The following is a 24,289-nucleotide window of genomic DNA, read 5'->3' on the forward strand; positions in this document are numbered from 1 at the left end:
CAGATGCTGGGCGTCAGTCTCGCCACCCTCTACCGCAAGCTTTCGGACGACGAGGCCGAGTAGTTCATCGTGTGCTGTTCATGAATTGGGCGGGCCTTTGTTGCGCCGCTTGGGCGGTTCTGGCTCGTCGCGCCTCGCCCACGGCCAAAATCCTTCGCCGCAAAGGCCCACCCAATTCATGAACAGCACAATAGCGGGCCAGGCCGCATCTCGGTGCATCCCGATGTTGCCGGTGATGCAGGTAGGGCGCGTCCGTCCCGGCGCGCCGCCGGAGCATGATGTTTTGCATCCCGTGGGCGGCGGGCTGGGACAGGCCCGCCCTACCAACAACATCGGGATACACGGGCCGCATCTGTTCGACGGGCGATGTTTCCGATCGCAAGTGGAACGAAACTGAGATGGCGGAGAGGGTGGGAATCGAACCACACCCCGGCCCGTGGAACGGGCCGACAACGGTTTTGAAGACCGCGGGGGACACCAGCCACCCATCACTCTCCATCGCTTCGCGGCTTAGTCCTCCATTCAGAGATTGAACTGCCACTTCGCGCAACGAAGTAACCAAAATCATCGCCGGAATCTCAAGTCGCGCTTTGATTCGCGGAGGTCCCAAACCATCGGCAACAAGCTAATCCCAGTCCCATTCCTTGAATAAATCGGCGATAGGAAAAGTGAATCCAGGCATGAGATTCTCGCCGGCCAGCGAGGCTCCTCGACCGAGGATTTGGCGGCGGGTGGGGGAATGACAGATCTCCACAAACTCCTCCTCAGGATGAATGATCCACGCAAGCCGGCTGCCGCTGTCAAAAAAGTCATCAAGGCGGTCTTGAACTTCCGCCGGGGTGTTTGACGGCGACAAAACTTCGACCGCCAAATCCGGCGCACCCGGGAAGAAAGTGCGGCTGCGGGGTTGGAAACCGAGTTTGTCCAGACGGTCCTTGGTCACGAACGAAAAGTCGGGCGCCCGGCAATTCCGATTCCGCATCCAAAATCCGGCGTTCGATCCAAGAACCACCCCCAACCGACGTTCGTTGGCAAACGTGTTCATGGCCATGGACAATCGCATGCAGATACGTTCGTGGAAAAAGTGATTTTTGGGACTCATGATCAATTTGCCGTTGATCACTTCGTGAGTATAACCTTCTCCGGGCAATGCTTCCAAATCGGCCTCGGTCCACACGCGCTTCGTCTGCTCCAACGCCGTGCTCATAACGTAAGTGTCTAGCGCTGAGGAGGGTGCAAGTCGAGGCAATCCTTGGCATTCACGATTGCCGTTTTACCTGCATCATGGAAAGTGCTTTCGAACCCGTTTGACATCCAAAACCGTGAATGCTGAACAGTGGGGATTCAATGGCGGAGAGAGAGGGATTCGAACCCACGGTACTTTTTAGGTACTCACGCTTTCCAGGCGTGCGCCTTAAACCACTCAGCCATCTCTCCTGCCAAGCCCAGACAGTCTCGCCCTGGATCTGCCCGTTCGCAATCCCTTTTTGCTCACCGACAAGGCGAGGGGTGCATCCAGAGGTTGTCGGTGACCGGTTGTCGTGGTAGCGCAGACAGCCCTGTCTGCTGTAGCGCAGGCTGCCCAGCCTGCGGGGCGACGAAGGGAACCAGGCGCGTGGAGAGCATGGAACGGCGTCGTTCTTCACCCGCCGGGCCGACTGGCAGTCGGCGATACGGCAGGCTGGGCAGCCTGCGCCACACTGCCGACAACCTTCGGATGCGCCGCAAGGCGAGGGGTGCATGCGCAAGTTGCCGGGGCGCGTCATTCGTGGCGCTTCCGCTCGCGCCCATCGGCCGCACCGATCTCCTCCCCTCTATGACCCGCCCAGGGGTGGAGGCCTGCGCCCTCGCAACACCCTTCCCTTTTGAACTTTCCCTGCTCTCGAGTTTCTTGCCCGGGTGTTTTGCTCGACAGCGTTGGGGGGGCTCCCTAGTTTGCAACGCCGTTCAAACGCATGCCGGCCTCGATCCCATCCGTTCCTCCTGCAAAACCCTGGGATCTCGCGGTCGCCTACCGAATCTACCCCGGAATCGGACGACCCCCGCCTTGTTACGGCGATGACAAGCTGATGTTGTCCGATTTCTGCCTGCGTTCCTTCAAGCAAGCGATGGAAGGGGTGAAGGCCAAGATTTGGGTGCTTCTGGATGGATGTCCGCCCACGTATCGCCGCCTGTTCGAGCGCATGTTTCCCGAGGGCAATCTGGTCATTCAGGAACTCCCCGGCGTTGGGAATCTTCCCACCTTCGGACGTCAGATCGAATTGTTGACGGAACAGGCTGATGCGGACTGGGTGTATTTCGCCGAGGACGACTACTTCTATTTTCCCGGCGCTTTCGCCGAAATGCTGCGGCAACTTCAACGCCAGGACGGTCCCGATTTCGTGACGCCCTACGATCATTTGGATTATTATACTTCGCCCATTCATGAAGCGTATTCAAAGCCACGGCCTGCGAAGGACCGCGTGTGGCGTCCGGCCGGTTCCTCCTGCCTGACGTTTATGACGGGGCGCGAAACCTTGAGGCAAACCACCCCGCTTTTTCGCAGTTATTGCCGAGGGAACACGGATCTGGCGTTGTGGCTCAGTGTGACGCGTCATCCCACGCTTTTTCCACCCGGTGCCTTGAGGGTGGCCCGGAGGCAGCCCGGGCTGCTGAGGTTCCTCGCGCAGTCCTGGTGGTTTCATCCGGGACAAAACGCGCGGGGAAAGCGGTGGACATTGGCGGCCCCTGTTCCCACGATGGCTGCACACATGGAACGTCATTATCTGCCTCCCGGGCTGGCTTGGGATCAGATCTTCAGCGAGGCGGCATCGGCCTGGTCCATGCCACCCATCCCGGCCGGAAAGGCCTGCGCTTAAGATGGGCACGAATCTGACTGCGGAGACGCATTCCTCGACCCCTCTTTGGGTGCGGCGACTGGCGCATGGCGTCGTGGACGCTTACAACGCCGTGGTCGTCGCGCTCCAGCCGCCCTGGACGCCGGGTCCGGCGGTGCCGGAGCTTTTCGAGATTGCGGAACGGGCGAGGAGTTTGTCCGACATCAGCGATCATTTGGTGCCATTGTACTATGAGACGCTGGAGCTTGCGCCCAAGCTCATTGTCGAGTTGGGAGTGAGAGGCGGGGAAAGCACTTTTGTGTTCGAGCGGGTGGCGCGCAGAACGGGCGCGGCGTTGGTCAGTGTCGATCTGGAGGATTGCTCGAAGGTGCTCGATTACCCGAGGTGGAATTTTGTCCGAGCCGACGACATCGAGTTCTCCCAGCGTTTTCCCGATTGGTGCCGGGAAAAGCAATTGCCGGCGGAGATCGACGCGCTGTTCATCGACACCAGCCATGTTTACGAACACACGCTGCAGGAGATGAAGTCATGGCTGCCTTGGGTGGGGGCGCGCGGCAAAGTCTTTTTTCACGACACTAATCAGCGGCGCTTTTACTGGCGGAGGAATGGGACGGCCGGATTGGGATGGTGGAACGAGCGCGGGGTGATTCGAGCCATCGAGGATTACTTCGGGCGCCGTTTCGATGAGCGCCGCGATTTCGTGGATGCCGCGGGAGGCTGGATGATCCGGCACACGTCGACGTGCTCCGGCCTGACCATCCTGAGCCGGATCCCCGGGGCGGACGGTTCCGGCCGGTGACGCGACCGCCGGGGCTTGCATCCGGGCCCAGTGACTTTCATCCTGGGGCCGCTATGGAATCAGCTGGGAAAACATGGACGGAGTTGGTCCGGATCCTTTCTTCCGACCGCGTGTTGACAGCGCGAGAGGATTTAATCCCGTATTCCTTCGATGGGACGGCCGCTTTGACTCAGGCTCCGGGCGCGGTGGTCTTCGTCGAGACGGCGGATGAAGTCGCGGCGATTCTGAAGTGGGCCAACGCGGAGAAGATTCCCATCGTCACGCGCGGATCCGGAACGGGATTGAGCGGGGGAAGCCTTCCGGTTCCGGGCTGTGTGGTGCTTTGCACCGTGCGCATGGCGAAGATTCTGGAGGTGGATCGAGCCAACCTGACGATGCTGGTGGAGCCGGGGGTGACGACTCTGCAGGCGGCCGACGCGGCGTCCGCCGCGGGACTGTTTTATCCGCCCGATCCGGGATCGATGCGGATTTCGACCATCGGCGGGAATGTGGCGGAAAACTCGGGCGGCTTGCGTGGCTTGAAGTACGGCATCACGCGCAATTACGTGATGGGACTGGAGGTGGTGTTGCCGGATGGGGAGGTTTTGTGGACCGGCAACAAGTGTGTGAAGGATGTGGCCGGTTATTCACTCAAGGATTTGTTCGTGGGATCCGAAGGCACCCTCGGGGTGATCACGAAAGTGCTCTTGCGTCTCATTCCCAAGCCCGCGGCGAAGAAGACCATGGTGGCGACATTTTCGTCCATGGAGTCGGCGGCGCAAACCGTGTCCGACATCATCGCAGCTCAGATTATTCCCTGCACCCTGGAGTTTCTGGATCGAACGACCATTCATTGCGTCGAGGATTACGCCAAAGTGGGGCTGCCGCTGGATTGCGAGAGTTTGTTGTTGATGGAGACGGACGGGCATCCAGCGGCGGTAGCGGAGGAGGCGGCGCGGATGGAGGAATGCGCGCGGAAGAACGGTTGTTTGGAAGTGAGGGTGGCCAAGGATGATGCCGAGGCCACGCGTTTGGCGACGGCCCGACGCAGCGCCTTCTCGGCCTTGGCCCGGGTTTCTCCCACCACGATCTTGGAGGACGCGACGGTGCCTCGAAGCGAGTTGGCCCGGATGATTCGGTTTGTCGAAGCGGTGGCCAGGAAGTATCGCCTGCGGATTGGAACCTTCGGTCACATGGGCGATGGCAATCTGCATCCCACGTTTCTGACGGACGAGCGGAACCATGAGGAAATGCATCGAATCGAGCAGGCGTTTCACGAGATTTTTGAGGAAGCGATCCGGCTGGGAGGAACCATTACCGGGGAACACGGCGTGGGGGTGGCCAAAAAATCGTTCTTGCCGAAGTTCGCCGGGGACACGCAGATGCGAGTGATGCGTTGCTTGCGTCAGGCGCTTGATCCGAACCGGATTTTGAACCCAGGCAAAATGTTTGACTGAGGGCTGGCCATCCGGCTGGTGATCTGCTCGAAGCTCACGGCGTAGCCTTTCCCGTCATGCCCGACTCCCCCCAGGCCGAGCGAAGTTCGGAGAAGTCCTTCGTCCGATGGGTGGAGTATGCCAGCGCGCTCTGTTTGGGCGGGATGGGTGGATTTCTGGTTTCGCTCCGGCAGGTCAATCCCAAGCTTCGGTTCGAAATCGACGCGCTTACGGTGCTGTCCGGGCTTGTTTGCTTTGTTGGAACGTTGGTGGCGTGGAGATGGATTGAAAAGCAAGGCGGGGATACTCAGGCGGGAAAACGGACCCGGAGGGTGGCGGCTGGGCTGGTGGTGCTGGTGGCATTGGCTTTGGCGTCGAGTTTTCTCTATTCGCTCAAAGACGTTTCTGCCGAGAAGCGCCATGATTTTTTGGTGGGCACATTTTGCGCCCTTCTTGTCTTGGCGGTGGTAGGATACGTGATTCGCCGCGTGGGGAAATTCCTGGAAGACCCGCCCTCGGAATAAAAAAGGTCCGGAGCGGGGCTCCGGACCTTTGGGGATTCGGCTAAATACCGGCTGCGCTCCGATCAGCGGATGGGAACGAGGCCGACATTTTCCTTGTACCAGGCCATGTCGAGCTTGCCGGCGGCATCAAAGTTTCGCACGGGGACGGAACTGTATTTCACTTTATATTTCGAAGCGGCGCTCAACCACTTGTGGATCTCGGCATGGCCATCCGCAAAACTGAACCCACAAGCGCCATTGTGGTAGGAAGCGGGGACGTCTCCCCACTGGGATCCATTGTGGTCGGCAATAAAAAAGGCGTCATTGATCGTATCGGGATGTTCGTCGAGGGTCAGCCATGTTTTGGTGGGCGACACCACGTCGGACACCTTGAGGAACTGGCGGAAGGCGCCGTTAAAAGCCCAACTGGCGCCGCGGGCACTGTTGTCGTTGGCATCATTGTTGGAGCGTCCGAAGAACGCGTTCATGGACATGCTGCGATTGCGTTGGGGGAAATTGGCCCGGCGTTGGGTGGGACTCAGGTAGTTATCCGCAGGGCATTTGTAGATGCCCACAGCCCCGGCGGTGTACGGCCCGAGCACCCCATTGCGCACCCACAAGAGGTTGGTGACGCTGACTGAGTCGATGTCCGTGCCGGCGGACCAGGTCATCACGTTGTTGACCCAGTTGTTGAATTTCTTGGACTGGATGGCTTCCTGGGTGCCGGGGATGGTGAAGTTGTTGGCGCAAGCATCGTTGAAGTCCCCGGCATAGAGCGTCCAGCCGGTGACGAGTTGCTTGTTGTTGCTGAGACAACTGATGCCATGGGCTTTGGTTTTGGCCTTGGACAAGGCCGGCAAGAGCATGCCGGCCAGGATGGCGATGATGGCGATGACGACGAGGAGTTCAATCAACGTGAATCCCCGGCGGGAAAGGAAGTTGGAGGTGGTCGATTTCATAAGCGTTTTCTGGAGGGATTTCAAGGTGCCAAAAATCTTCGATTTCTTCAATCGTATAGAATTGCCGTGCATTTCAGCAACGCGACTTTCAGGGCACACCTCGCGCACAAAGTGGCTTTCGCGGAAGGAGTTTGAAACTTCCGGGTCAGGGGTTTCAAGCGCAGAGGCTACCGGTAAAAGGGCTGCCATGTCAGCCAAGCCGGACCATAGTGCGGAAGGGGCTTGCCGTGTTCCCAGGCTCCAAGGTCGGGCCCTTTTCCCGAGTGGTCCTCATTGACCGTGGGGATGCGCACTCCGGCATCAATGACGGGGGATTCCGATTTGAGGCTGAAATCCAGGTCCATCGCGTGGTAGAGGGTGTGACGGTGTTGGGGATCTGGACGCGACAGCCGGGTGAAGATATCGTAATCGATCTCCCGGGAATGCGCTTCCTGTCCGGTGCCAATTTGCAGCTCGCGCAAGGTCGAGAAGATGCGCCAGGCCCCCGGGGAAGGTTCATAGATGTTGGAACCCGGCTTGGGTTGAAAGAACCGGTATTGCTCGGGCGCACCCCGATTGGGGCGGTAGCCGTTGTAGTCGGAGGTGTTCCAGGAAGTCGAATGAGACATGGTCAAAATACCCCGGTCTGGAGTGTCCCGGCCCAGGAAGAGATTGTTGCGGAAATGGAGGTTGGCGGAGGGATCGGGGAGGCGGTGTTCGCTGATGATGGTGTTGTGCCAGACATAGAGGCCGGCGGGTTTGGCGCTGAATTTGAACGCCACTCCCGAAGGGACGTGGTAAAGGACGTTGCGATAGAAATAGGCGGGGCCTCCGAACACGGGTTGGGCGCTGAAGCCTCCTTGTGCCGCATTGATCCCCCGGTTTCCATAAACGCGAATATTGTGAACGCCGCCGTCGGTCTCGATGAAATCATCGTTCATGACATGCATGTCATTCCCATAAATGTCGATGGACGAAGCCCGCCGGTCTGGATCGGTTTCGGGGGTGCCATAGGTGGAAATCCCGATGGCGTCGTGGAAGTAAGCGATGGCATTGCGCGCGATGACATGGCCGGGTCCGTAAACCTTGATGGCATAGTAGCTTGTCAGCCGATGTGAACCGTAGGCAGGAACCGGCCAGGAAATCCCGCCGGGTTCCCTGGCCGCGCCGCCCCAGCCGACGAGGCGAAATCGATCTTCGCGGCCCAGGAACAAATTGTCGGCAATATAGAAATCGCGCGAACCCGCGTACTCGGTCCAGATCCCGAATCCAACCTGTTCGAAACGGCAATTCTTGACCGCCAGACCCACGGCACCGAGCACTTCCTTCTGACCCGCGAAGATCGCTACGTCCGTATTGCGGAACGTCAGTCCCTCGAACAGGTGATAGGCTGAGGCCATGACATCGAACAGTCGATGGTTGCCGTCGCCATCGAGGACGACTTCTCCATCGCCGGCGGCCTTGATCGTGATGGGCTGATCGGCCGTGCCTTTCAACGTCAGCGACATGGAGCCATCAAAGGGCGCCATCATGGGATCGACGTAGTTGAATCGTTCCGGTCGATAGAGTCCCGCGTGGAGTAAGAGCGTGTCACCGGGGCGGGCGCGGCGTTCCCAAACCACGGACCAATCGCCCAGTCCTGCGCCGTAGTAAGCTTGCAAGATTCCGGTGAACGAGGGCTCCTGCCGGGGGCCGAAGTAGTCCGGGGGATACACGTGGAGAATCCTCCCCCCGGGGTGCGCTTTGGGTTCGGCGCGCGTTCTCACGCGAGCGAGACGCGAAGTTTGTCCGTCGATGCCATCGGGATCAGACATCTCGAATCGGCATTCATATTCGGTTTCGGGGGCGAGATTGAGGATGGAACCGGCGAAGCCGTGAGGAACCGTGTAGTCGAGATTCTCCCGCCGGCGAAAGACATTCTCTCCACCGACTCGAACCAGGGGCAGTGCCGATCTCCAGGCTGTGTCGCCAAGCGTGCGGTAGTGAACCTGCACCGTGGCATTCCGATTGGCATCCCCTCGAATGGCCCACTCGAATCCCAGGTTGTGAAGGGTGGGTCGCTCGACGTGGAAAGCGCCGGCGTGGGTTCGATGATCCTCCCCCGTGTCGGCGGCTCTCGACAACGTGGACCCCGCTCCGAACAAGATGGCGGCAATGGTCCACTTGGAAACAAGCGTGGGGATGAATCGCGGGCGGTGGAAAAGTTGGAAGCGGGTCGTGAGCCCGGAGGTGTCGCCCGCGACATCGCCGGCGGGCGAGAAGAAGGAAGAGGGCATGACCAAGGCTGGCAGGAGCGATGCTGGGAGTCGAGATTGACCCGGGCGAAGATTTCTTCGGCCGAAGTCATGGCGATGAAGCCTGCCTCGGGGAGCTTCTTCCGTCGTCCATCGCACCGGAACGGCTCTTCGCCCTGGGCGTCCTCGAGCGCGGCCAACCGCTCAGACATGGAAGGCTTGGAAACGCGCAGTTTGGCCGAGGCGTGTGCGAGGCTGGCCACTTTGGCGGCGTCCCCATGGTGTCGCGGGTGAGGAGCATGCAACCCTTCGATGGGATGTTACGCCTATCATTCGGTTTTTCCGAAGTATTCAATCGGAAAGTCGTGCTTGTCGCCGCTTGGAAAACAGAGTTAAGATGGTCGAGTTATGGCTCAAACTTGGTTCAACGAATGAACGGCTCGAATGTCCGCGCGGGCCGCTGGATGCTGGGCTACGGAGTCGTCTTGGTGCTCTGCGGATTGCTGGGGTATTTCTCCAATCCGGCCAAAGCTGTGACCGCCTTGATCTCGGGGGGCCTCTTTGGGGCGATTTCCGCGTTCTTGGGGTGGCGGCTCCTGAGGGGAGCGGCGTGGGCGCGCGGCGTGGCGTTGACGACCGCGTTGCTCTTGCTCGCGGTGTTTGCGTGGCGGTCGTGGATGAGTTGGTCGTCCGTGGTCTCGGGCATGACCGATAAACTCTTCGCGGCCTGCTTGATCACCTTCATGGCACTGGCCTCGGCGGTCACCTTGTTTCAATTGTTGCGCATGGGATCGCGGGCGGGCGGTGACGGTCCCGTTTCCGGGTCTTGATCTGCCACTCGGTTTTGGAACCGTGCATCCACATGCTGTCGATGATGTGCGCGGCAGCGCCGGGGTGCGGCGTGTCCTCAAAGGGGCATGGCAGGTTCAATGGGCAAGGGTGCTGCCAGGGCGAAGGCATTCACTCAGGGCGGGCCATGGAACGGGAGGAGATCGCCGCGGCCGATGGGCGCGAGCGGAAGCGCCGTGAACGGCGCGCCCCGACAACTTGCGGGTGCACCGGTTTTGGAACTGGTGAATGGTTCGGAATGGCCTTATCGCCAGGATCTTGCGAAGATTCATCAAGGTCAATGACCGTTTTAATCCTCAATGCCGGAGTTTGGCATGACTCGGGTTCTCAGAACGGCGGTAGCAAGGGTTCCTTGTCCCACAGATAACGGTTGAGCCTTTTTTGGGGCAACCACGGATCATACGGATGACACGGATGAGTGGAGAATTCCTCCCTGTCCTGGAGTTCCAGACAGACGGTCGACAATCCTGGTTCTCATCGAACCGACTGAAAGCCTGTTTTCATCCGTGTGATTCGTGTGATTCGTGGGCAATCAACTCCCCTATCCGTAGATTTGGGGAGTTGATCCCCCCTTGACTTCAGAAGCTTCACTCGGCTTTATAGGTGGCGAACCCAAAATCCATGGATCCCGCATGAGGTGCTGTTTTCGCGGGGCCGTTTCCAACTATGAAAACCGCCATTTCCCATCTGCACCGCCGAACTGGATTCACGCTGATCGAACTCTTGGTCGTCATTGCCATCATCGCCATCCTGGCATCCCTTCTTCTGCCGTCGCTGGCGAAGTCGAAGCAGTTGGCGACCGGAGCCCGATGTCAAAGCAATCAAAAGCAACTGGGCTTGTCCTTCCTCATGTATGCCGACGACAACCAAGACCAGATCGTCGGCATGAGCACTTACCGACAGGGACGGGATTTCTGGACCGGGCCCAAACCGGTGCGGAACTTCACCGGGTCTGGCCGCGAGCGGGCCCTGGCGGAGGCGCACGAGGGTTTGCGGCAGGGCAAGCTGTTCCCCTACGCCAACGCGGTCGATGCCTGGCATTGTCCAGGAGACGGACGGCTCAAGCTACAGCCCGGCCGCGGGTTTGCCTACGACAGCTACGGTGGCGCAGGCGGTCTGGACGGCGAGGACGAAAGTAATTCGATCAAAAAATACAGCGAGATAGCGTTTCCGACCCGTAATTACGTTTTTGTCGAAGAGGCTGACGACCGGGGCTGGAACCTTGGATCCTGGCTGATCGATCCCACGCCCACGACTTTTACGTGGGTGGATGCCGTGGCGATTTGGCACAATAAGAAGAGCACCTTGAGTTTTGCCGACGGGCATGCCGTGACCAAACGGTGGCTGGGGCCCGCCATGTTGAAAGCCTCGGATGTCAAAGGAGCTTTGAAATTCGGCGCCACTGCCTCCACCGCCCTGGACAAGCAGGACATTTGGTACATGAAGTACGGCTATACCCACAAACGGCAGGCCCAGTTTGAGTCCCAATGGACGACTGTGCCGTTTCGTCCGTGAATCGATTCCTCAAAGGGGACTTCGATTCGGCCTTCGACTGATCGCAAGCGGAGCACGGTGTTTAGGCCGCCTAAATGCAAGGCGTCCACCGGCGGCATCCACTGAGGTTAGTCCATTGCTGAAGCGCCTTCAAGGTCGCGTCGCTCCGCTCCCGCGGAGCTCAACCGCTCGCTTATCACCCTCTCCCATCGCATTGCCGCGGCTACCATCCCCTGCCTCCTGATGAGAGGGGGCGGTTGCTGCTGGCCAAGGAGGAAGGAAAACCTCAGATCCGTCGGTGCAAGCCCGGAGCGAGCGCGGCCAGACCAAGCACCATCGCGCCATAAACGGACGGGAAAGCGTTAGGAACCGGAACTGTCACGAGGGGGATGCTGGTGGTGACCTTGAAGCTGCTGGCCACCGTGTGGCGCTCGGCAAAGAAGAGATCCAAGCTGTAAGTCGAACCTGCAGTCAGGCTGAGGGTGTCCAATGCAACGGAACCGGTCATCGCACCGTGGACGCCGCCCAGGTCGATGGCGAGTTTCTTGTCGATAAAAACCCAAAGTTCATCGTCGCTGCGGAATTCGAATGTTTGGCCAGGGACGTAAGTGAACGTGGTATGCAGTTCGAAAGTGAAGTGGTAGTTAGGGCCGGGGATTCCCGTATTGAAGAGCATGCCATCGATGGGGAAGAAGCTTGGTGAATCGAAAACGAACTCCCCCGAACCGGGGACGAGTTCCGTCAGGGTGATGGAGTGCGGCGTGCTGAGGTTCACCCCGGCGGTGTCGCGATACCACTGATCGAATTCGGTTGCGCCCGTGGTGGTGGGATTGCCGGCTGTGCCGGTATAGACGGGTTTACCGTCCAGGCCGAGATCGGTTTTGACGATGCCGGGGTCGAAACCAAGGAAATGTTCGAAATCCGCGTGGCCGCCTGGCGTTCCGAAGGCTTTGAAATCGCGCACGGTGCCGGTGAGCGTGACCGAGGCGGCCCGGGTGTCCAAGGCTGCGAACATTCCGAGCAGGGCGAGAAGGAAGAGAGATTGAATTTTCATAAGACGCTTTTTCGTGAATTAGTACAGATTATGCAGATTATGAATAAAACTGCAATCCCGAAAAGGAGGCTGGTCATGCAGTTGGGATTTCTACTTCCAGAACACTGTTCAAATTGGAGCTTTTGCCAGTCTTGCACCATCAGTGAGAAAAGATCATGAATGAACTCGCCATGGATGATTCCCGGCGACCGGACACCGAACGAAGGATTCGGCGCAGGGCGTGGATGCGGCGAATGATTTTCGCGCTGCCCGTCCTCGCTGCGGGTCAGGCATTTCTCCTCGAACCCACTTGGCTGAAACTGAGGTGGAGGCGGACACGCGCGGATACTCCCCGGCATCGTTTTGTTCATTGCAGCGATCTGCATCACAAAGGTGACGCGAACTACCTTTCCAGGATCGTTGCCGCCATCCATTCAGTCTCGCCTGATTTTGTCTGCTTCACCGGCGATTGGGTTGAGGAGTCTAAACATCTCGACGAGGCATTGGGACAGTTCCAATCCATCGGCGTCCCGCTTTTTGGCGTTCCTGGCAACCATGATTACTGGAGCAACTCCGACTTTCAGCGCGTCGAATCGGTCCTGGCGAAAACCGGAGGCGGGTGGCTGATGGACCGCAGCATGCCCGCGGCCGGCGGTCGCGTGCTTATTTCTGGTGCTTCATGCAAGCACTCTTGGACGCCGCCCACTCCAGCCGGGGTTCGACATCTATTCCTGATGCATTACCCGTCGTGGGCGGATCAGTTGATGCCTGCTCAGTACGATTTATTACTCGCCGGGCATTCTCATGGGGGTCAAGTGCGCCTGCCTCTGTATGGAGCCCTGATTTTACCCGGAGGTGTTGGGAAATATGAGCTCGGGATGTATCAGACTCCTGCGGGGCCACTCCATGTGAGTCCCGGTCTTGGTTGGTTCCACTGGGCAGTGCGCTTCAATTGCCGTCCCGAGGTGACGGTGTTCGAAATCTGAAGGGACACACGTTCATTCCATTCCCCAAGATTCCATGGCGGCGGCGAGAGATTGCAGGAAGCGGGCCGCCGGGGCGCCATCCAAGGCGCGGTGGTCGAAGGTCAAACTCAAAGCCATGCGGTCTTGGGCTTGCACTTGGTCTCCACAAAACACCGGCTGGCGCTTGATTTGGCCCAGGCCCAGGATGGCGCACTCGGGATAATTCAGGACCGGCGTGAAAAACTCGATCCCAAACGCGCCCAAGCTGCTGACCGTAAATGTTCCGCCACCGAACTCCGACGAAGCCAGCTTCTGATTCCGCGCCTTCTCGACGAGGGTGGCAAAGGCGGCGGCGAACTCGGGCAGTTTGAGCCGGTTGGCATGGCGGATCACCGGAACCACCAATCCTTCATCCGTGTCCACCGCGATGCCGACATGAATCTCGGCCAGTCGATGAAGACGGTCCCCGTCCCAGCGCGCGTTGAGGGCAGGGTGGTCCGGCAAGACCTGGCCGCAGAGCCACGCCATCATCACGGTGAAACTCGGCACGGGGACTTCATGAGGTGACGATACGGTTTTGCGGTGATTCCGCCATTCGACCCAACGGGAGACATCCACACTCGTGTGCAGCGTCACCGGGACGGATTGCCGGGCTCCTTCCGAAAGCCGGGCGGCAATGGCTTTGCGCCAACGGCCAAGTCCAGGTTGTGGTTTCGATGCCGCTTGTCGAACGTCGTGTTCGCGAATTCTGCCACCGCGTCCGGTGCCTGATAACTCCTCCAAAGCAACGCCCAATTCACGGGCCACCCGGCGGGCGCGCGGGGTGACGGGCGCGCGGGATTTGGAGATGGGGAAGCCGGGCTTCGTCGAAGCCTCCAGGGCGGAGGCTGGCTCCGGGTTTGCAGCCGCCATAGGATCCGACATTCCAGGAACCGGCGCCGGGAGGGCTGGAACTTCATGGGTAACCTGTGGCGCGGCTTCACCACGGGCAGATGCTCCCGGTGGGATCAGCAAACCGATGCGTTGCCCGACCCGAACAATGTCGCCGGGTTTCGGAGCGTCAGACGGCAAATGGAGAACTCCGCCGTCGAGCGCCTCGACTTCCTGGGTGGCTTTGTCACTTTCAAGCGCGAACAAGGGATCTCCGGGACGGACCGTGTCGCCTTCCTTCCTCAGCCATGCAGAGAAGGTGGCTTCTTCCATCGACCAACCCAGCCGGGGCACAAGGATCTCGGCGCTCATTCGTCGAGGAGGGAACGCATGCATTGCAGAATCGTTTCGACTTGAGGAATCACTTCCTTTTCCAGCACCGGGCTGTAGGGCGTGGGAGCGAAGGCGCCGTTGAGACGTCGAATGGGCGCGTCCAAATAGTCGAAGGCAGTGTCAGCTGCCCGCGCGGCAATTTCAGCGCCCATTCCGCACGGACCGAAGGCTTCATCCACGATGAGCAGTCGTCCGGTTTTGGCGACGGAACGTTGAATCGAATCGAAGTCCAGGGGCGAGACCGTTCGGGGATCGATGACCTCCGCTTGGATGTGATCCCGGGCCAGCATCTCGGCGGCCTCCAGGCTGCGATGGACCATGAGTCCGAGGGCGACCACGGTCAGGTGTTCGCCGGACCGGGCGACACGTGCCTGGCCGAACGGAATTTCATAATCACCGACGGGCACGTCGCCTTTGATCGCCATGAGTTCGCGCGGTTCGAGGAAGAGGACGGGATCTGGCGAACGGAGCGCGTGCATGAGGAGGCCCTTGGCGTCGCGAGGGGTGGAGGGAATGACGACGCGGAGGCCGGGGATATGCGCGTAGATGGAGTAGTAGCTGCCAGAATGGTGGGTGGCGGCGCTGTGGCCGGCGCCGACGCAGCCTCGCAGCACGATGGGCATGCGCAAGCGTCCGCTGCTCATGTATTGCATTTTGGCGATCTGATTGACCGTCTCGCCAAAGGCGTCGTGGATAAAATCCACGAACATGAAGTCGATGACGGGGCGGGTGCCGGTCATGGCGGCACCGCAGCCGAGGCCGACGAAACCGCGCTCGCAGATGGGGGTGTCGCACAAACGCTGGGGTCCGTATTTGGCGAAGAGTCCGGTGGTCGTGGCGAAGTTGCCTCCGCGCACGCCGATGCCTTCGCCGAGCACAAACAGCCCGGGCTGGCGGCTCATTTCGGCGTCGAGAGCCTCGAGCGTGGCGGCGGACCAATTCAGGAGCCGCCCCGGGGTTGATGGGGGCGGCGGCTCGGATGGGGGTTTCCGGGCTGGATCCTCGGCGTGGACATGAGTGGTCGCCGAGTCGGGGGCAGGCCAGGGCGCGGCTTCCGCTTCGCGAAGCGCCTGGGCGGCTTCCGCTTCAACTTCGCGATCGATGGCGTTGAGTTGGTCGGGGGTGGCCCAGCCTTGCTCCAGGAGCGCGGAGCGCCAGCGTTTGATGGGGCAGCGTTCGCGCCAGGCGGCGACCTCCTCCCGGGTGCGGTAGGTGTAGTCGCCCATGCCCTCCGAATGGGGGCGCGTGCGATACGTTTTGCATTCGAGGAGCGTCGGGCCTTCTCCCCGGCGGGCACGGTGGATCGCACGGGCGGAAGATTCGTGAATGGCGGCGACATCGTTGCCGTCGAGTTCGATGCCTTCGATGCCATAGGCCTGTCCGCGTTGAGCCACGTTGGGGTTGCCGGCGGCGTATTGGAAGGGAACCTCGGTGGCGAACTGGTTGTTCTCGCAGACGAACAGCACCGGGAGCTTCCAGATGCTCGCCAGGTTGAGGCCTTCGTGAAACGCGCCGTTGTTGACCGCGCCGTCACCAAAAAAGGCGACCGCGACGCGATCTGTTTGGAGGAGCTTGAAGCTGTATCCCGCGCCGACCGCCTGTAGAATGGAGGGTCCCACGATGCCGCTGGTGCCCATCAGCCCGATTTCAGGAGCGAACAAATGCATGCTGCCGCCGCGTCCGCGCGAACACCCTGGGGCTCGACCGAACAGCTCCGCAGCCAGCTCGAACGCGGAAAGGCCTTTGGCAAGGGCGTGGCCGTGTCCCCGATGTGTGCTGAACACGACGTCCTCGCTTCGCAGGTGGGAGCAGACGCCGGCGGCGATGGCTTCCTGGCCGACGTAGGTGTGGCAGGCGCCATGGATCAAGCCGCGAGCATGGGCTCTCGCGAGACCTTCTTCACATTGCCGGATGCGGCACATGACTTGATAGAGCGAGAGGCGTTCCTGTTGGGAGAACTCGAATCTCATCGGACCTGGGGATCGAAGTGAGTGAAGGTTGAAAAGAGTTGGAAGAACTGATCGCGGGAGCGCTTAGGGCTCAGGCTTGACGGAACCGCCCGCATTCACCGCCAGATTTCCGCCATCCATGGGAATCAAGGCGCCCGTGATCCAGCTCGAGGCATCGGATGCGAGCAAGACGGCAAGCCCTTGAATATCCTCGGGTTTGCCGAGCCGGCCGGCAGGGATACCGCGCAGGAATGTTTGGCGGAGCGACGGGTTGGCCGAGAGGCGCTGCTCGAGGCTCGGGTTGATGACCTGAGCTGGGAGGATCGCGTTGACCCGGACGCCGCGGCCGGCCCACTCGGTGCTGAGTTCGCGGGTCATTTGGGCCACCGCACCCATCGCCATGCTGTAGGCGACATGGCCGCGGCCCAGGGCGGTGATGCTGGCCAGAGAGCCGATGTTCACGATGCTTCCGCGCCCGGCTGACAGCATTCGTTTGCCGGCCTCCTGACACATGCAAAAACGTCCGAGAACCAAATTGCGCCAGCATCGCTCGACCTCCTCCAGAGTAATGTTTTCGGGGCGGCCGAGCACGCCTTCGCCGGCCACATTGCCCAGGAAGTCGAGATGGCTGAAGGAGCGATCAAACTCTTCGAAGAGTTGGCGGATCTGGGCGGGTTGCGACACATCGGCAGGGCTGGAGCAGGCTTGGCGCCCGAGCGCTCGGATGGCTGCGGCCGTCTCTTCTGCGCCGGCCAGGTTGCGGTCCACGGCCATGATATTCGCGCCGGCTTGCGCGAGGGCGAGGGCCATGGCACGACCCATGCCCTGCGCGGCGCCGCTGACGAGCGCGTTTTTGCCCGAAAGATCGAACAGGTTTTGCATCATGGCGGGATTCAATCCGGACGGGGCGAGCTTAGGGAGATTCGGCGGCGACGGGGTTCGCCAGCACGCCGATTTTGTCGATCTCGATCGAGACGCGATCGCCCGGCTTGAGGAAGACTGGAGGTTTGCGGGCGAAGCCGACGCCATGCGGCGTGCCGGTGAGGATGACGGTGCCGGGGACGAGGGTGGTGCTGCCGCTCAAGAATTCGATGAGCGTGGGCACGTCGAAGATCATGTCGTCGCACCGCCAATCCTGCATGGTTTCGCCGTTCAGCACGGTTTTGATCTTCAGGTCGGAGGGGTCGGGGATTTCGTCCTTGAGTGCGAGACACGGGCCGAGCGGGCAGAACGTGTCGAAGGTCTTGCCCCGGCACCATTGACTGCCGCCCCATTTGATTTGCCAGTCACGCGCGCTGACGTCGTTCGCGCAAGTATAACCGAGGACATGGTCGAGGGCATTCTCGCGACGCACGTTCTTGCATGTCTTGCCAATGACGACGGCCAGTTCGCACTCGTAGTCCACCTCATGGCTGGCGAGTTGGCCGGGCAAAATGATGGGATCGCCGGGATGCTGCACGGCGGTCGGCGTCTTCATGAACAGGACCGGATGCTGGGGAGGGGTGGCTTTGCTTTCCTCGGCGTGACGGCGGTAATTGAGCCCGATGCAAAGGATGGCTGCGGGGGCGATGGGGGCGAGCAGTTTCGCGACGTGCGCGGGTTCCGGGGTGATGTCGAAAGCGCCGAAGAGGTCGCCTTTGATTTTGAGTGCGGTGGCGTCGGGTTGAAGCGCGGCGAGGCCGGTGTGACCCGAAGTGTCCTGGTAGCGGATAATCTTCATGGAGAAGGAGCAATGGTCTTCGGGCGTCTTCTAAAGTCAAATCTTCCCTGAGGCTCGCGCGGTGGGGCAACGCATCCACAGGTTATCGGCGATGCGCGCGGCAGGGCGGCGGCGGGGCGTTCACGCCGCTTCAGGGCCTGTTTTCAAAGGGGCGTAGCAGGTTCAACGGGCAAGGGTAATGCCAGGGCAAAGGCATCCAGCCAGGGCGGGCCAAGGAGCGGGAGCCCAAGACTTGCACGGATTCGACCGTGCGCCATCGGTCCTCATCGAGCTTCGATCGCATGGACCGGAGGCTGCTCTCCTCTGCCTCGATGCGGTTCATCAATTCGGCCAGCGAAGAGCGGGGATTCATTCATGCTGAGGATTTCCTTCGATTGAGTTCAGCAGCTTTCGGACGGCCTCCAGTTCCTGTTTGGAAGCGCGCGTGTTGGAGAGGGCCTGAAGGACCAGGGAACTCGCGCTGCCGTCGAAGGCTTTGTGAAGCAGGTCCGCCACGAGTTGCTTTTGGGTTTGGGCGCGGGGGACGCGAGGGGTGAAGACATGGACGCGCTGGGAGGTATCGCGTTCGAGCAGGCCTTTCTCCGTCATGATTTGCATCATTTTGAGGGCGGTGGTGTAGCCGGGTTGGGGGCGGAGGCGGAGGACGACGTCACGAACCGTGCCGGGTCCGTGGCGCCAGAGGCAGCGGAGGATGGCGAGTTCGCCCTCGGTGGGTTTGGGGGGATCGGATTTCGCGGGCATGGCGGCAAAATGTACGAAGATATTCGTAGTGTCAACGAAAGAATTCGTAGTTGTCTCCGGCGCGCCGCCGATTACAGTGCCGTCATGCTCCCTTTCGGTGTGCCAGCGCGGCTGATGCTCAGCGCTTGGATTTCTTTCGTTCCCGCCGCCTTCGGTGCCGAGGCCCCGGCCCGAGCGCTTGAAATCGAAACGGCGGATGAGACGGTTTACCGGGACCGCCCCTACTGGTACAAGCCCGGGCATCCCTTGCATCCCGCGGACGCCGCGACGGTTCGCGCGCTTCCTGGTTTCGCGGTGGATCGCGTCCTTACCGTGCCCACGAATTTTGGATCCTTCACCGCACTGGCGGTCGATCCGCGCGGACGGCTGCTTGCGGCTTCCCAACATGAGGTGGGGATTTACCGGATCACTCCACCGCCCGCGGAGGTGGCGGGAGGCGAGACGCGCGTGGAGAAACTTGGGGGCGCTGCCCGCCAGGTTGGATGGTGTCACGGATTGCTTTGGGCTTTCGACAGCCTGTATGTGACGGTGGCGGAGGGGAATCCGACGGCCAAGATCGGCGTCTACCGACTGCGAGACACGCGGGGTGAGGATCAATTCGATCGCATCGATTTGCTTTTCGAACTCAAGGGCGGCGGGGAGCATGGTCCTCACGGTCTTGCGCCCGGTCCTGACGGACGTTCCGTGTATCTCATGGGGGGCAACGGGACGGCGTTGCCTTCGGATGTGAAAGTGCGGCGACCTGTGGCCACGAGCGGGGCGGATCGTTTGCTGCCGCCCGGTTACGAAACATCCCGGCATGCGTTGGAGGGCTGGGTCTTGCGATTTGATCCGGAAGGCGGGAATCGCGAATTGATGGCGAGCGGATTGCGCAACAGTTACGATTTGGCCTTCGATGCCCGGGGCGAGCTTTTCACCTTTGATTCCGACATGGAATGGGATCAAGGCGCGCCTTGGTATCGGCCGACACGCATTTGCCACCTCGTCAGCGGGGCCGAGTTCGGATGGCGCGGCGGGATCGGAGTATGGCCCGAGCATTACGAGGATGGTGTCGCGCCGGTGATCAACATTGGCCCGGCTTCACCGACTGGGGTGGCGTTTGGAGAAGGAACGCGATTCCCCGCGAGGTACCAGCGCGCATTGTTTGCCTGTGATTGGACCTTCGCAACCATCCATGCCGCTCACTTGCACCCCCAGGGCGCGGGATATCGGGCGGAGGTGGAAGAATTCGTCGGCGGTGTGGGGCTTCCGGTGACGGACATTGTGGTGGGGCTCGACGGAGCCCTTTATTTCGCGGTGGGAGGGCGCAGGTTGGGGTCCGCCCTTTATCGGGTTCGTTACCAAGGAACTGAAAATACGAGTCCGGCGGAGAAGCCCACGTGGGCCGAGCCCGAGGCCCGTGCCCATGCCCTTCGGAAGGAGATCGAGACTCTTCATGGGCGAGTGGATCCTGGCGCGGCGGAGCGAGTTTGGCGGCATCTCGGTCACGGTGACCGGCTGATTCGTTTCGCCGCGCGTGTCGCGCTCGAGCACCAGCCCGTGGACACGTGGAAGGGAAGGGCTTTGGCGGAAGCCGATCCTCAAGTGGCGCTGGGGGCTTTGCTGGCCTTGGCCCGGCAGGGAAGCGTGGCCGATCAGCACGCCGTTTTGGAAAGGCTCCGGGCGTTTTTATGGACTGCGGCGTCCAGCGAATGGAAAGGGAGATGGATGCGAATCTGCGAGTGGGCGCTGGCTCGTGGCGGCCTGCCTTCGAGGGAATGGCGGGAGGACTTGAAGGCGGACCTCAGATCAAAACTCATCGAGCCGGACCCCATCGTGCGGCAGGATCTGGCCCGCTTGCTCTGTTTCTTGGGCGAGCCGGCCGCGATCGATCCGTTGCTCGCCTGGATGGCCGAGGATCGAGGTGAGCGTCCGGCGTTGGGCTCCGGGTATTTTGTGCGCAACCCAAAGTATGGATTGGCGGTGCGCGACATGTTGGAGTCGGCGCCACGAACATGGCGTCTCCATTATGCTCAAATGTTGCTGTGGATTGAGCAGGGATGGACTGAAAGCCAGCACCGCAAGTATTTCGAGCTCGTGGCGGACGCTCAGGCTCGATCCCGTGGAGGACACCAATACCGTCAATCCTGGGAAAAACTGCGGGATTTGGCATTGAAGTCCGTTCCGGAGTCCCAACGGAAGGCGATGTCTGCCTTAGGACCGGCGGCGGGCGTTTTTTCCAAGAGTGCCCCGGGACCCGTGGGTCCGGGGCGGGAGTGGACTTTGGAAGAAGCGTTGAAGGTTGCGGGGGCGAGAGGGAAGACTGGGAATAAGGTTCGAGGTCGCGAACTTTACGAGGCTACCGGTTGCGCGCTCTGCCATGGGTTCGGTGGGGAGGGGGGAGGCATCGGCCCCGATTTGACCACCGTGGGGAAACGGTTTACGACGCGGGACTTGATCGAGGCTACCCTCCAGCCGAGCAAGGCCATTTCCGACCAGTACCAAGTGGTGACGTTGGAACTGAAATCCGGCAAGGCGGTGTCTGGAAGGCTGGTGTCCCGCGATGATCGAGTGTTTAGGCTGGCCGAGGATCTGATGCGTCCACTTGAGTTCATCGAGATCTCTCTGGGTCAAATTCTGAGGCAGCGGGCGGAGCCGGTGTCCACGATGCCTTCAGGTTTATTGAATCCATTGAACGAGGAGGAGCTACGGGATCTGCTCGCTTTCCTGGCCGGTTCGGATTGAGACGGAGCGGAGGGGGGGCTGATTCGATCCGTGGGCGGGAGACTCCCTCCAGGCGTGGAATCAGGGCGTGGTGTCGTGAGAGGACCACCGGCTTGTTACGAAATGAGGCTCGGAACGGTGGGGGGCACGCGTTCCGGGGAACGAGGCAGGAGAGGTTCCGGTCAGGCGGCTTCGGCGTTGGGACGGCGCTCGACCAATGGCTTGCTCTCTCCGAGCACGACGCTGCGGGTAATGGTGATCGAAGCGATGGACTCGTCGGCGGGCACTTCGTACATCATTTCGAGCATCAATTTTTCGATAAGCCCGCGCAAGGCGCGTGCGCCGGTGCCTTTCTTGCGGGCTTGGGCGGCCAGTTCAGTCAGTGCGTCCGGCGAGAACTGGAGATCCACGCCGTCCATGGCCATGAGTTTCTTGAACTGTTTGGTGAGGGCATTGCGTGGTTCGGTGAGCACATTGACCAATTGTTCTTCGGTGAGTTCCTCCAGGACGCTGACCACGGGCAAGCGGCCGATGAATTCCGGAATGAAGCCGAAGGATAACAAGTCTTCGGGTTCGAGCATCCGAGTGACGTTCGGAAGTTCCAGTTCAGAATCTGCACCGCGGGCGCCTTCGGCCCCGAAGCCCATGACTTTGTGCCCGATGCGGCGTTGGATGATGCGATCGAGGCCCACGAAGGCGCCGCCGCAGATGAACAGAATGTTGCTGGTGTCGATGCGGATGTATTCCTGCTGAGGGTGTTTGCGTCCGCCCTGGGGGGGGACATTGCAGACGGTTCCTTCGAGGATCTTCAGCAGTGCTTGTTGCACGCCTTCACCCGAAACGTCGCGCGTGATGGACACGTTTTCGGTTTTGCGGGCGATCTTGTCGATTTCGTCGATATAGACGATGCCGATTTGGGCGCGTTTGACGTCGTAATCCGCGTTTTGGAGGAGGCGCAGGATGATGTTTTCGACATCCTCACCGACGTAGCCCGCCTCGGTGAGGGTGGTGGCGTCGGCCATGGCGAACGGCACATCGAGGGCTTTCGCGAGCGTTCGGGCGAGCAGGGTTTTGCCGGAGCCTGTGGGGCCGACCAGCATGATATTGCTCTTCTCGAGTTCGACTTCCGGGGACGGGTTGTCGCGGGAGGTTAATGCTTCACCCGGTTGGGTGTCGGAGAGAATGCGCTTGTAATGATTGTGAACCGCCACCGCCAGGGTTTTCTTGGCGTGATCCTGCCCGATGCATTGGGAATCAAGCTGCCGCTTGATTTCAGCGGGTTTCAGCACCCCGAGTTGGGGGGATGACTTCTTCTGCTCGGTGCGCAGTTCCTTGTCGAGCACGCTCTTGCAGACGAGCACACACGTGTCGCAAATGTAAACGCCGGGTCCGGCAATGAGTTTTTTTACTTCCGCGTGGGATTTACCGCAGAAGCTACAGAGCGTGAGCTGCGTGGGGCGCGCCATGGCTGGGGACGGTCACTTGGATTTTTCTTCCGTCGCGGAAACAAGTTCCTTCCGCGAGAGCACGACCTGATCAACGAGGCCGTAGGCCTTGGCTTCCTCCGCGGACATAAACCGATCGCGGTCGGTGTCGCGGGCGATGGAGTCGAGAGCCTGTCCGCTGTGTTTGGCCAGGATTTCGTTCAATCGATCTTTCAGCCGCAGAATCTCGCGCGCCTGGATACTGATGTCGGTCGCCTGTCCCTGCACTCCACCCCAGGGCTGGTGAATCATGATCCGCGCGTTGGGCAGGGCGAACCGTTTCGACTTGGCGCCCGCGGCGAGCAGGACTGCACCCATGCTCGCGGCTTGGCCGATGCAGTAGGTATTCACATCGCAGGTCAGGAATTGCATGGTGTCGTAGATGGCCAGGCCGGCGGTGACGCTTCCCCCGGGAGAATTGATATACAAATGAATATCCTTTTTGGGGTCCGTCATTTGCAGAAAGAGCAACTGGGCGATGATGACATTGGCCACCGTGTCATCCACGGGGGTGCCCAGGAAAATGATGCGATCGACGAGCAGACGGGAATAGATGTCGTAACCGCGTTCCCCCCGGCCGGTTTGTTCAACCACCATGGGGACCAGAAAATTGTTTGCTGACATAGGCTTAGGATCGGCAGTTTCGGTCAGGGTACGAAGCACCAATTTACCCTGGCCACCCGGGTGGAAGGGAAAACGGGTCGGAATCAGGACCCACGCATGGGACAATTTGTCCGATGCCAGCGCAAGCTAAAGGCTCTCGGGGACAGCGTCAAGCGCGCCTCCCGGGCGCCTGAGCACGCCTCCCGGATCAGCCCAGGGGTTCGAGGGGCGCCGCGGGTGTCATGTCTGCCACTTTGCCCATGAGCCGCTCGATGAATGGCCATTGGGCGGGCTTGATTTTCCGGCGGGCTTGTTGGATCGAGAAGAACCGGGCTTGATCGACCTCCGGGAACATCTGACGACGGCCGGAGAACGGAGGCCATTCCATCTCGAAAGAAGTGGTGCTGAGCACACGGTCCGGCTCCCACTCTCCCATGAACGCCCAGGCGTGGACGGTTTTGCCCCGGTTTTGCCGGACGGAGCCGAGCGGGATGAACTCGCCCTCCGGGGGCTTGCCCACTTCCTCGGCGAATTCACGGATGGCTCCCGCGATCAATTCCTCGCCTTGATGGACCTCCCCTTTCGGAATCGTCCAATGCCCGTTGTCTTTGCGCGCGAAGAATGGGCCTCCTGGATGGGCCAGGAAGACCTCCAAAGCGCCATCCTTGAAGCGATACATGAGCAGCCCGGCGCTGGTCTTCGCACGCATCGCCAATTCTTAAAGAAGAATCCCGTTTCAGCCAAGGGGAAGCTTTCAGG

The 24,289-nt window shown here is 60.5% G+C and carries 20 protein-coding genes and 1 tRNA gene; 8 read left to right on the forward strand and 13 right to left on the reverse strand.

Annotated elements, in window-relative coordinates:
- Positions 1 to 625: 625 nt before the first annotated feature.
- Entirely contained in the window at positions 626 to 1,207 is a 582-nt protein-coding gene (locus tag FJ404_02790; GenBank protein ID MBM3821812.1) for a Uma2 family endonuclease, read from the reverse strand.
- Between the two features lie 141 nt (positions 1,208 to 1,348).
- A tRNA-Ser gene (locus tag FJ404_02795) sits at positions 1,349 to 1,437 on the reverse strand.
- Between the two features lie 518 nt (positions 1,438 to 1,955).
- Here FJ404_02795 and FJ404_02800 point away from each other — a divergent pair.
- From FJ404_02800 to FJ404_02815, 4 genes are read left to right on the forward strand one after another with little or no spacing between them, the layout of a single operon-like run.
- Complete coding sequence (locus FJ404_02800; protein MBM3821813.1) at positions 1,956 to 2,858, forward strand: glycosyltransferase family 2 protein; 903 nt, start codon at positions 1,956 to 1,958, stop codon at positions 2,856 to 2,858.
- 1 nt (position 2,859) lies between these two features.
- The gene (locus FJ404_02805; protein ID MBM3821814.1) at positions 2,860 to 3,636 is read left to right on the forward strand and encodes a class I SAM-dependent methyltransferase; all 777 of its coding nucleotides are present in this window, start codon (positions 2,860 to 2,862) and stop codon (positions 3,634 to 3,636) included.
- A gap of 53 nt (positions 3,637 to 3,689) precedes the next feature.
- Positions 3,690 to 5,072, forward strand: a complete 1,383-nt coding sequence (locus tag FJ404_02810) for an FAD-binding protein (GenBank protein ID MBM3821815.1) — start codon at positions 3,690 to 3,692, stop codon at positions 5,070 to 5,072.
- 56 nt (positions 5,073 to 5,128) lie between these two features.
- Positions 5,129 to 5,575, forward strand: coding sequence for a hypothetical protein (locus FJ404_02815; protein MBM3821816.1), 447 nt, complete (start codon positions 5,129 to 5,131; stop codon positions 5,573 to 5,575).
- 62 nt (positions 5,576 to 5,637) lie between these two features.
- On the opposite strand, the gene FJ404_02820 is transcribed toward FJ404_02815, so the two are convergent.
- Positions 5,638 to 6,585: a type II secretion system protein gene (locus tag FJ404_02820; protein ID MBM3821817.1), complete on the reverse strand. Its 948-nt coding sequence runs from the start codon at positions 6,583 to 6,585 to the stop codon at positions 5,638 to 5,640.
- A gap of 95 nt (positions 6,586 to 6,680) precedes the next feature.
- Positions 6,681 to 8,768 carry a hypothetical protein gene (locus tag FJ404_02825; protein ID MBM3821818.1) on the reverse strand — a complete coding sequence of 696 codons (2,088 nt, stop codon included), beginning with the start codon at positions 8,766 to 8,768 and terminating at the stop codon, positions 6,681 to 6,683.
- Positions 8,769 to 9,043: 275 nt separating this feature from the next.
- Here FJ404_02825 and FJ404_02830 point away from each other — a divergent pair, with 275 nt between their 5' ends.
- Entirely contained in the window at positions 9,044 to 9,556 is a 513-nt protein-coding gene (locus FJ404_02830) for a hypothetical protein (GenBank protein ID MBM3821819.1), read from the forward strand.
- A 685-nt stretch (positions 9,557 to 10,241) separates the two neighbouring features.
- A complete protein-coding gene (locus FJ404_02835; GenBank protein MBM3821820.1) occupies positions 10,242 to 11,090 on the forward strand; it encodes a prepilin-type N-terminal cleavage/methylation domain-containing protein in 849 nt (282 codons plus the stop codon).
- A gap of 265 nt (positions 11,091 to 11,355) precedes the next feature.
- Here the strand turns inward: FJ404_02835 and FJ404_02840 are convergent, their stop codons facing one another.
- Positions 11,356 to 12,123, reverse strand: coding sequence for a fibro-slime domain-containing protein (locus FJ404_02840; protein ID MBM3821821.1), 768 nt, complete (start codon positions 12,121 to 12,123; stop codon positions 11,356 to 11,358).
- 155 nt (positions 12,124 to 12,278) lie between these two features.
- On the opposite strand from FJ404_02840, the gene FJ404_02845 reads away from it, so the two are divergent.
- A complete protein-coding gene (locus tag FJ404_02845; GenBank protein ID MBM3821822.1) occupies positions 12,279 to 13,088 on the forward strand; it encodes a hypothetical protein in 810 nt (269 codons plus the stop codon).
- Positions 13,089 to 13,100: 12 nt separating this feature from the next.
- Here FJ404_02845 and FJ404_02850 read toward each other — a convergent pair whose 3' ends face one another.
- From FJ404_02850 to FJ404_02870, 5 genes are all read right to left on the reverse strand, one after another.
- On the reverse strand, positions 13,101 to 14,333 hold the full coding sequence (locus tag FJ404_02850) for a 2-oxo acid dehydrogenase subunit E2 (GenBank protein MBM3821823.1): 1,233 nt from the start codon (positions 14,331 to 14,333) through the stop codon (positions 13,101 to 13,103).
- Positions 14,306 to 16,300, reverse strand: coding sequence for a dehydrogenase (locus FJ404_02855; GenBank protein MBM3821824.1), 1,995 nt, complete (start codon positions 16,298 to 16,300; stop codon positions 14,306 to 14,308). Before FJ404_02855 ends, FJ404_02850 begins: the two co-directional genes overlap by 28 nt.
- A gap of 63 nt (positions 16,301 to 16,363) precedes the next feature.
- Entirely contained in the window at positions 16,364 to 17,161 is a 798-nt protein-coding gene (locus FJ404_02860) for an SDR family oxidoreductase (GenBank protein ID MBM3821825.1), read from the reverse strand.
- A gap of 31 nt (positions 17,162 to 17,192) precedes the next feature.
- A complete protein-coding gene (locus tag FJ404_02865; GenBank protein ID MBM3821826.1) occupies positions 17,193 to 17,999 on the reverse strand; it encodes a fumarylacetoacetate hydrolase family protein in 807 nt (268 codons plus the stop codon).
- 348 nt (positions 18,000 to 18,347) lie between these two features.
- On the reverse strand, positions 18,348 to 18,740 hold the full coding sequence (locus FJ404_02870; protein ID MBM3821827.1) for a BlaI/MecI/CopY family transcriptional regulator: 393 nt from the start codon (positions 18,738 to 18,740) through the stop codon (positions 18,348 to 18,350).
- A gap of 9 nt (positions 18,741 to 18,749) precedes the next feature.
- Here FJ404_02870 and FJ404_02875 point away from each other — a divergent pair, with 9 nt between their 5' ends.
- Entirely contained in the window at positions 18,750 to 21,464 is a 2,715-nt protein-coding gene (locus FJ404_02875; protein ID MBM3821828.1) for a c-type cytochrome, read from the forward strand.
- Between the two features lie 161 nt (positions 21,465 to 21,625).
- Here FJ404_02875 and clpX read toward each other — a convergent pair whose 3' ends face one another.
- The 3 genes from clpX to FJ404_02890 form a co-directional block, all read right to left on the reverse strand.
- Positions 21,626 to 22,909, reverse strand: coding sequence for an ATP-dependent Clp protease ATP-binding subunit ClpX (clpX, locus tag FJ404_02880; GenBank protein MBM3821829.1), 1,284 nt, complete (start codon positions 22,907 to 22,909; stop codon positions 21,626 to 21,628).
- 12 nt (positions 22,910 to 22,921) lie between these two features.
- Positions 22,922 to 23,551, reverse strand: a complete 630-nt coding sequence (gene clpP / locus FJ404_02885) for an ATP-dependent Clp endopeptidase proteolytic subunit ClpP (GenBank protein MBM3821830.1) — start codon at positions 23,549 to 23,551, stop codon at positions 22,922 to 22,924.
- A gap of 187 nt (positions 23,552 to 23,738) precedes the next feature.
- Positions 23,739 to 24,239 (reverse strand): NUDIX domain-containing protein, encoded by a 501-nt coding sequence (locus tag FJ404_02890; GenBank protein MBM3821831.1) that lies wholly within the window; start codon positions 24,237 to 24,239, stop codon positions 23,739 to 23,741.
- Positions 24,240 to 24,289 lie beyond the last annotated feature (50 nt).

This window comes from Verrucomicrobiota bacterium, assembly GCA_016871495.1.
Lineage (GTDB): Bacteria > Verrucomicrobiota > Verrucomicrobiia > Limisphaerales > VHDF01 > VHDF01.

Excerpts from the sequence above, each read along its gene's own strand:
- FJ404_02790 (MBM3821812.1), bottom strand. The coding sequence starts at position 1,207 with ATGAGCACGGCGTTGGAGCAGACGAAGCGCGTGTGGACCGAGGCCGAT.
- FJ404_02800 (MBM3821813.1), top strand. The coding sequence starts at position 1,956 with ATGCCGGCCTCGATCCCATCCGTTCCTCCTGCAAAACCCTGGGATCTC.
- FJ404_02805 (MBM3821814.1), top strand. The coding sequence starts at position 2,860 with ATGGGCACGAATCTGACTGCGGAGACGCATTCCTCGACCCCTCTTTGG.
- FJ404_02810 (MBM3821815.1), top strand. The coding sequence starts at position 3,690 with ATGGAATCAGCTGGGAAAACATGGACGGAGTTGGTCCGGATCCTTTCT.
- FJ404_02815 (MBM3821816.1), top strand. The coding sequence starts at position 5,129 with ATGCCCGACTCCCCCCAGGCCGAGCGAAGTTCGGAGAAGTCCTTCGTC.
- FJ404_02820 (MBM3821817.1), bottom strand. The coding sequence starts at position 6,585 with ATGCACGGCAATTCTATACGATTGAAGAAATCGAAGATTTTTGGCACC.
- FJ404_02825 (MBM3821818.1), bottom strand. The coding sequence starts at position 8,768 with ATGCCCTCTTCCTTCTTCTCGCCCGCCGGCGATGTCGCGGGCGACACC.
- FJ404_02830 (MBM3821819.1), top strand. The coding sequence starts at position 9,044 with ATGTTACGCCTATCATTCGGTTTTTCCGAAGTATTCAATCGGAAAGTC.
- FJ404_02835 (MBM3821820.1), top strand. The coding sequence starts at position 10,242 with ATGAAAACCGCCATTTCCCATCTGCACCGCCGAACTGGATTCACGCTG.
- FJ404_02840 (MBM3821821.1), bottom strand. The coding sequence starts at position 12,123 with ATGAAAATTCAATCTCTCTTCCTTCTCGCCCTGCTCGGAATGTTCGCA.
- FJ404_02845 (MBM3821822.1), top strand. The coding sequence starts at position 12,279 with ATGAATGAACTCGCCATGGATGATTCCCGGCGACCGGACACCGAACGA.
- FJ404_02850 (MBM3821823.1), bottom strand. The coding sequence starts at position 14,333 with ATGCATGCGTTCCCTCCTCGACGAATGAGCGCCGAGATCCTTGTGCCC.
- FJ404_02855 (MBM3821824.1), bottom strand. The coding sequence starts at position 16,300 with ATGAGATTCGAGTTCTCCCAACAGGAACGCCTCTCGCTCTATCAAGTC.
- FJ404_02860 (MBM3821825.1), bottom strand. The coding sequence starts at position 17,161 with ATGCAAAACCTGTTCGATCTTTCGGGCAAAAACGCGCTCGTCAGCGGC.
- FJ404_02865 (MBM3821826.1), bottom strand. The coding sequence starts at position 17,999 with ATGAAGATTATCCGCTACCAGGACACTTCGGGTCACACCGGCCTCGCC.
- FJ404_02870 (MBM3821827.1), bottom strand. The coding sequence starts at position 18,740 with ATGCCCGCGAAATCCGATCCCCCCAAACCCACCGAGGGCGAACTCGCC.
- FJ404_02875 (MBM3821828.1), top strand. The coding sequence starts at position 18,750 with ATGTACGAAGATATTCGTAGTGTCAACGAAAGAATTCGTAGTTGTCTC.
- clpX (MBM3821829.1), bottom strand. The coding sequence starts at position 22,909 with ATGGCGCGCCCCACGCAGCTCACGCTCTGTAGCTTCTGCGGTAAATCC.
- clpP (MBM3821830.1), bottom strand. The coding sequence starts at position 23,551 with ATGTCAGCAAACAATTTTCTGGTCCCCATGGTGGTTGAACAAACCGGC.
- FJ404_02890 (MBM3821831.1), bottom strand. The coding sequence starts at position 24,239 with ATGCGTGCGAAGACCAGCGCCGGGCTGCTCATGTATCGCTTCAAGGAT.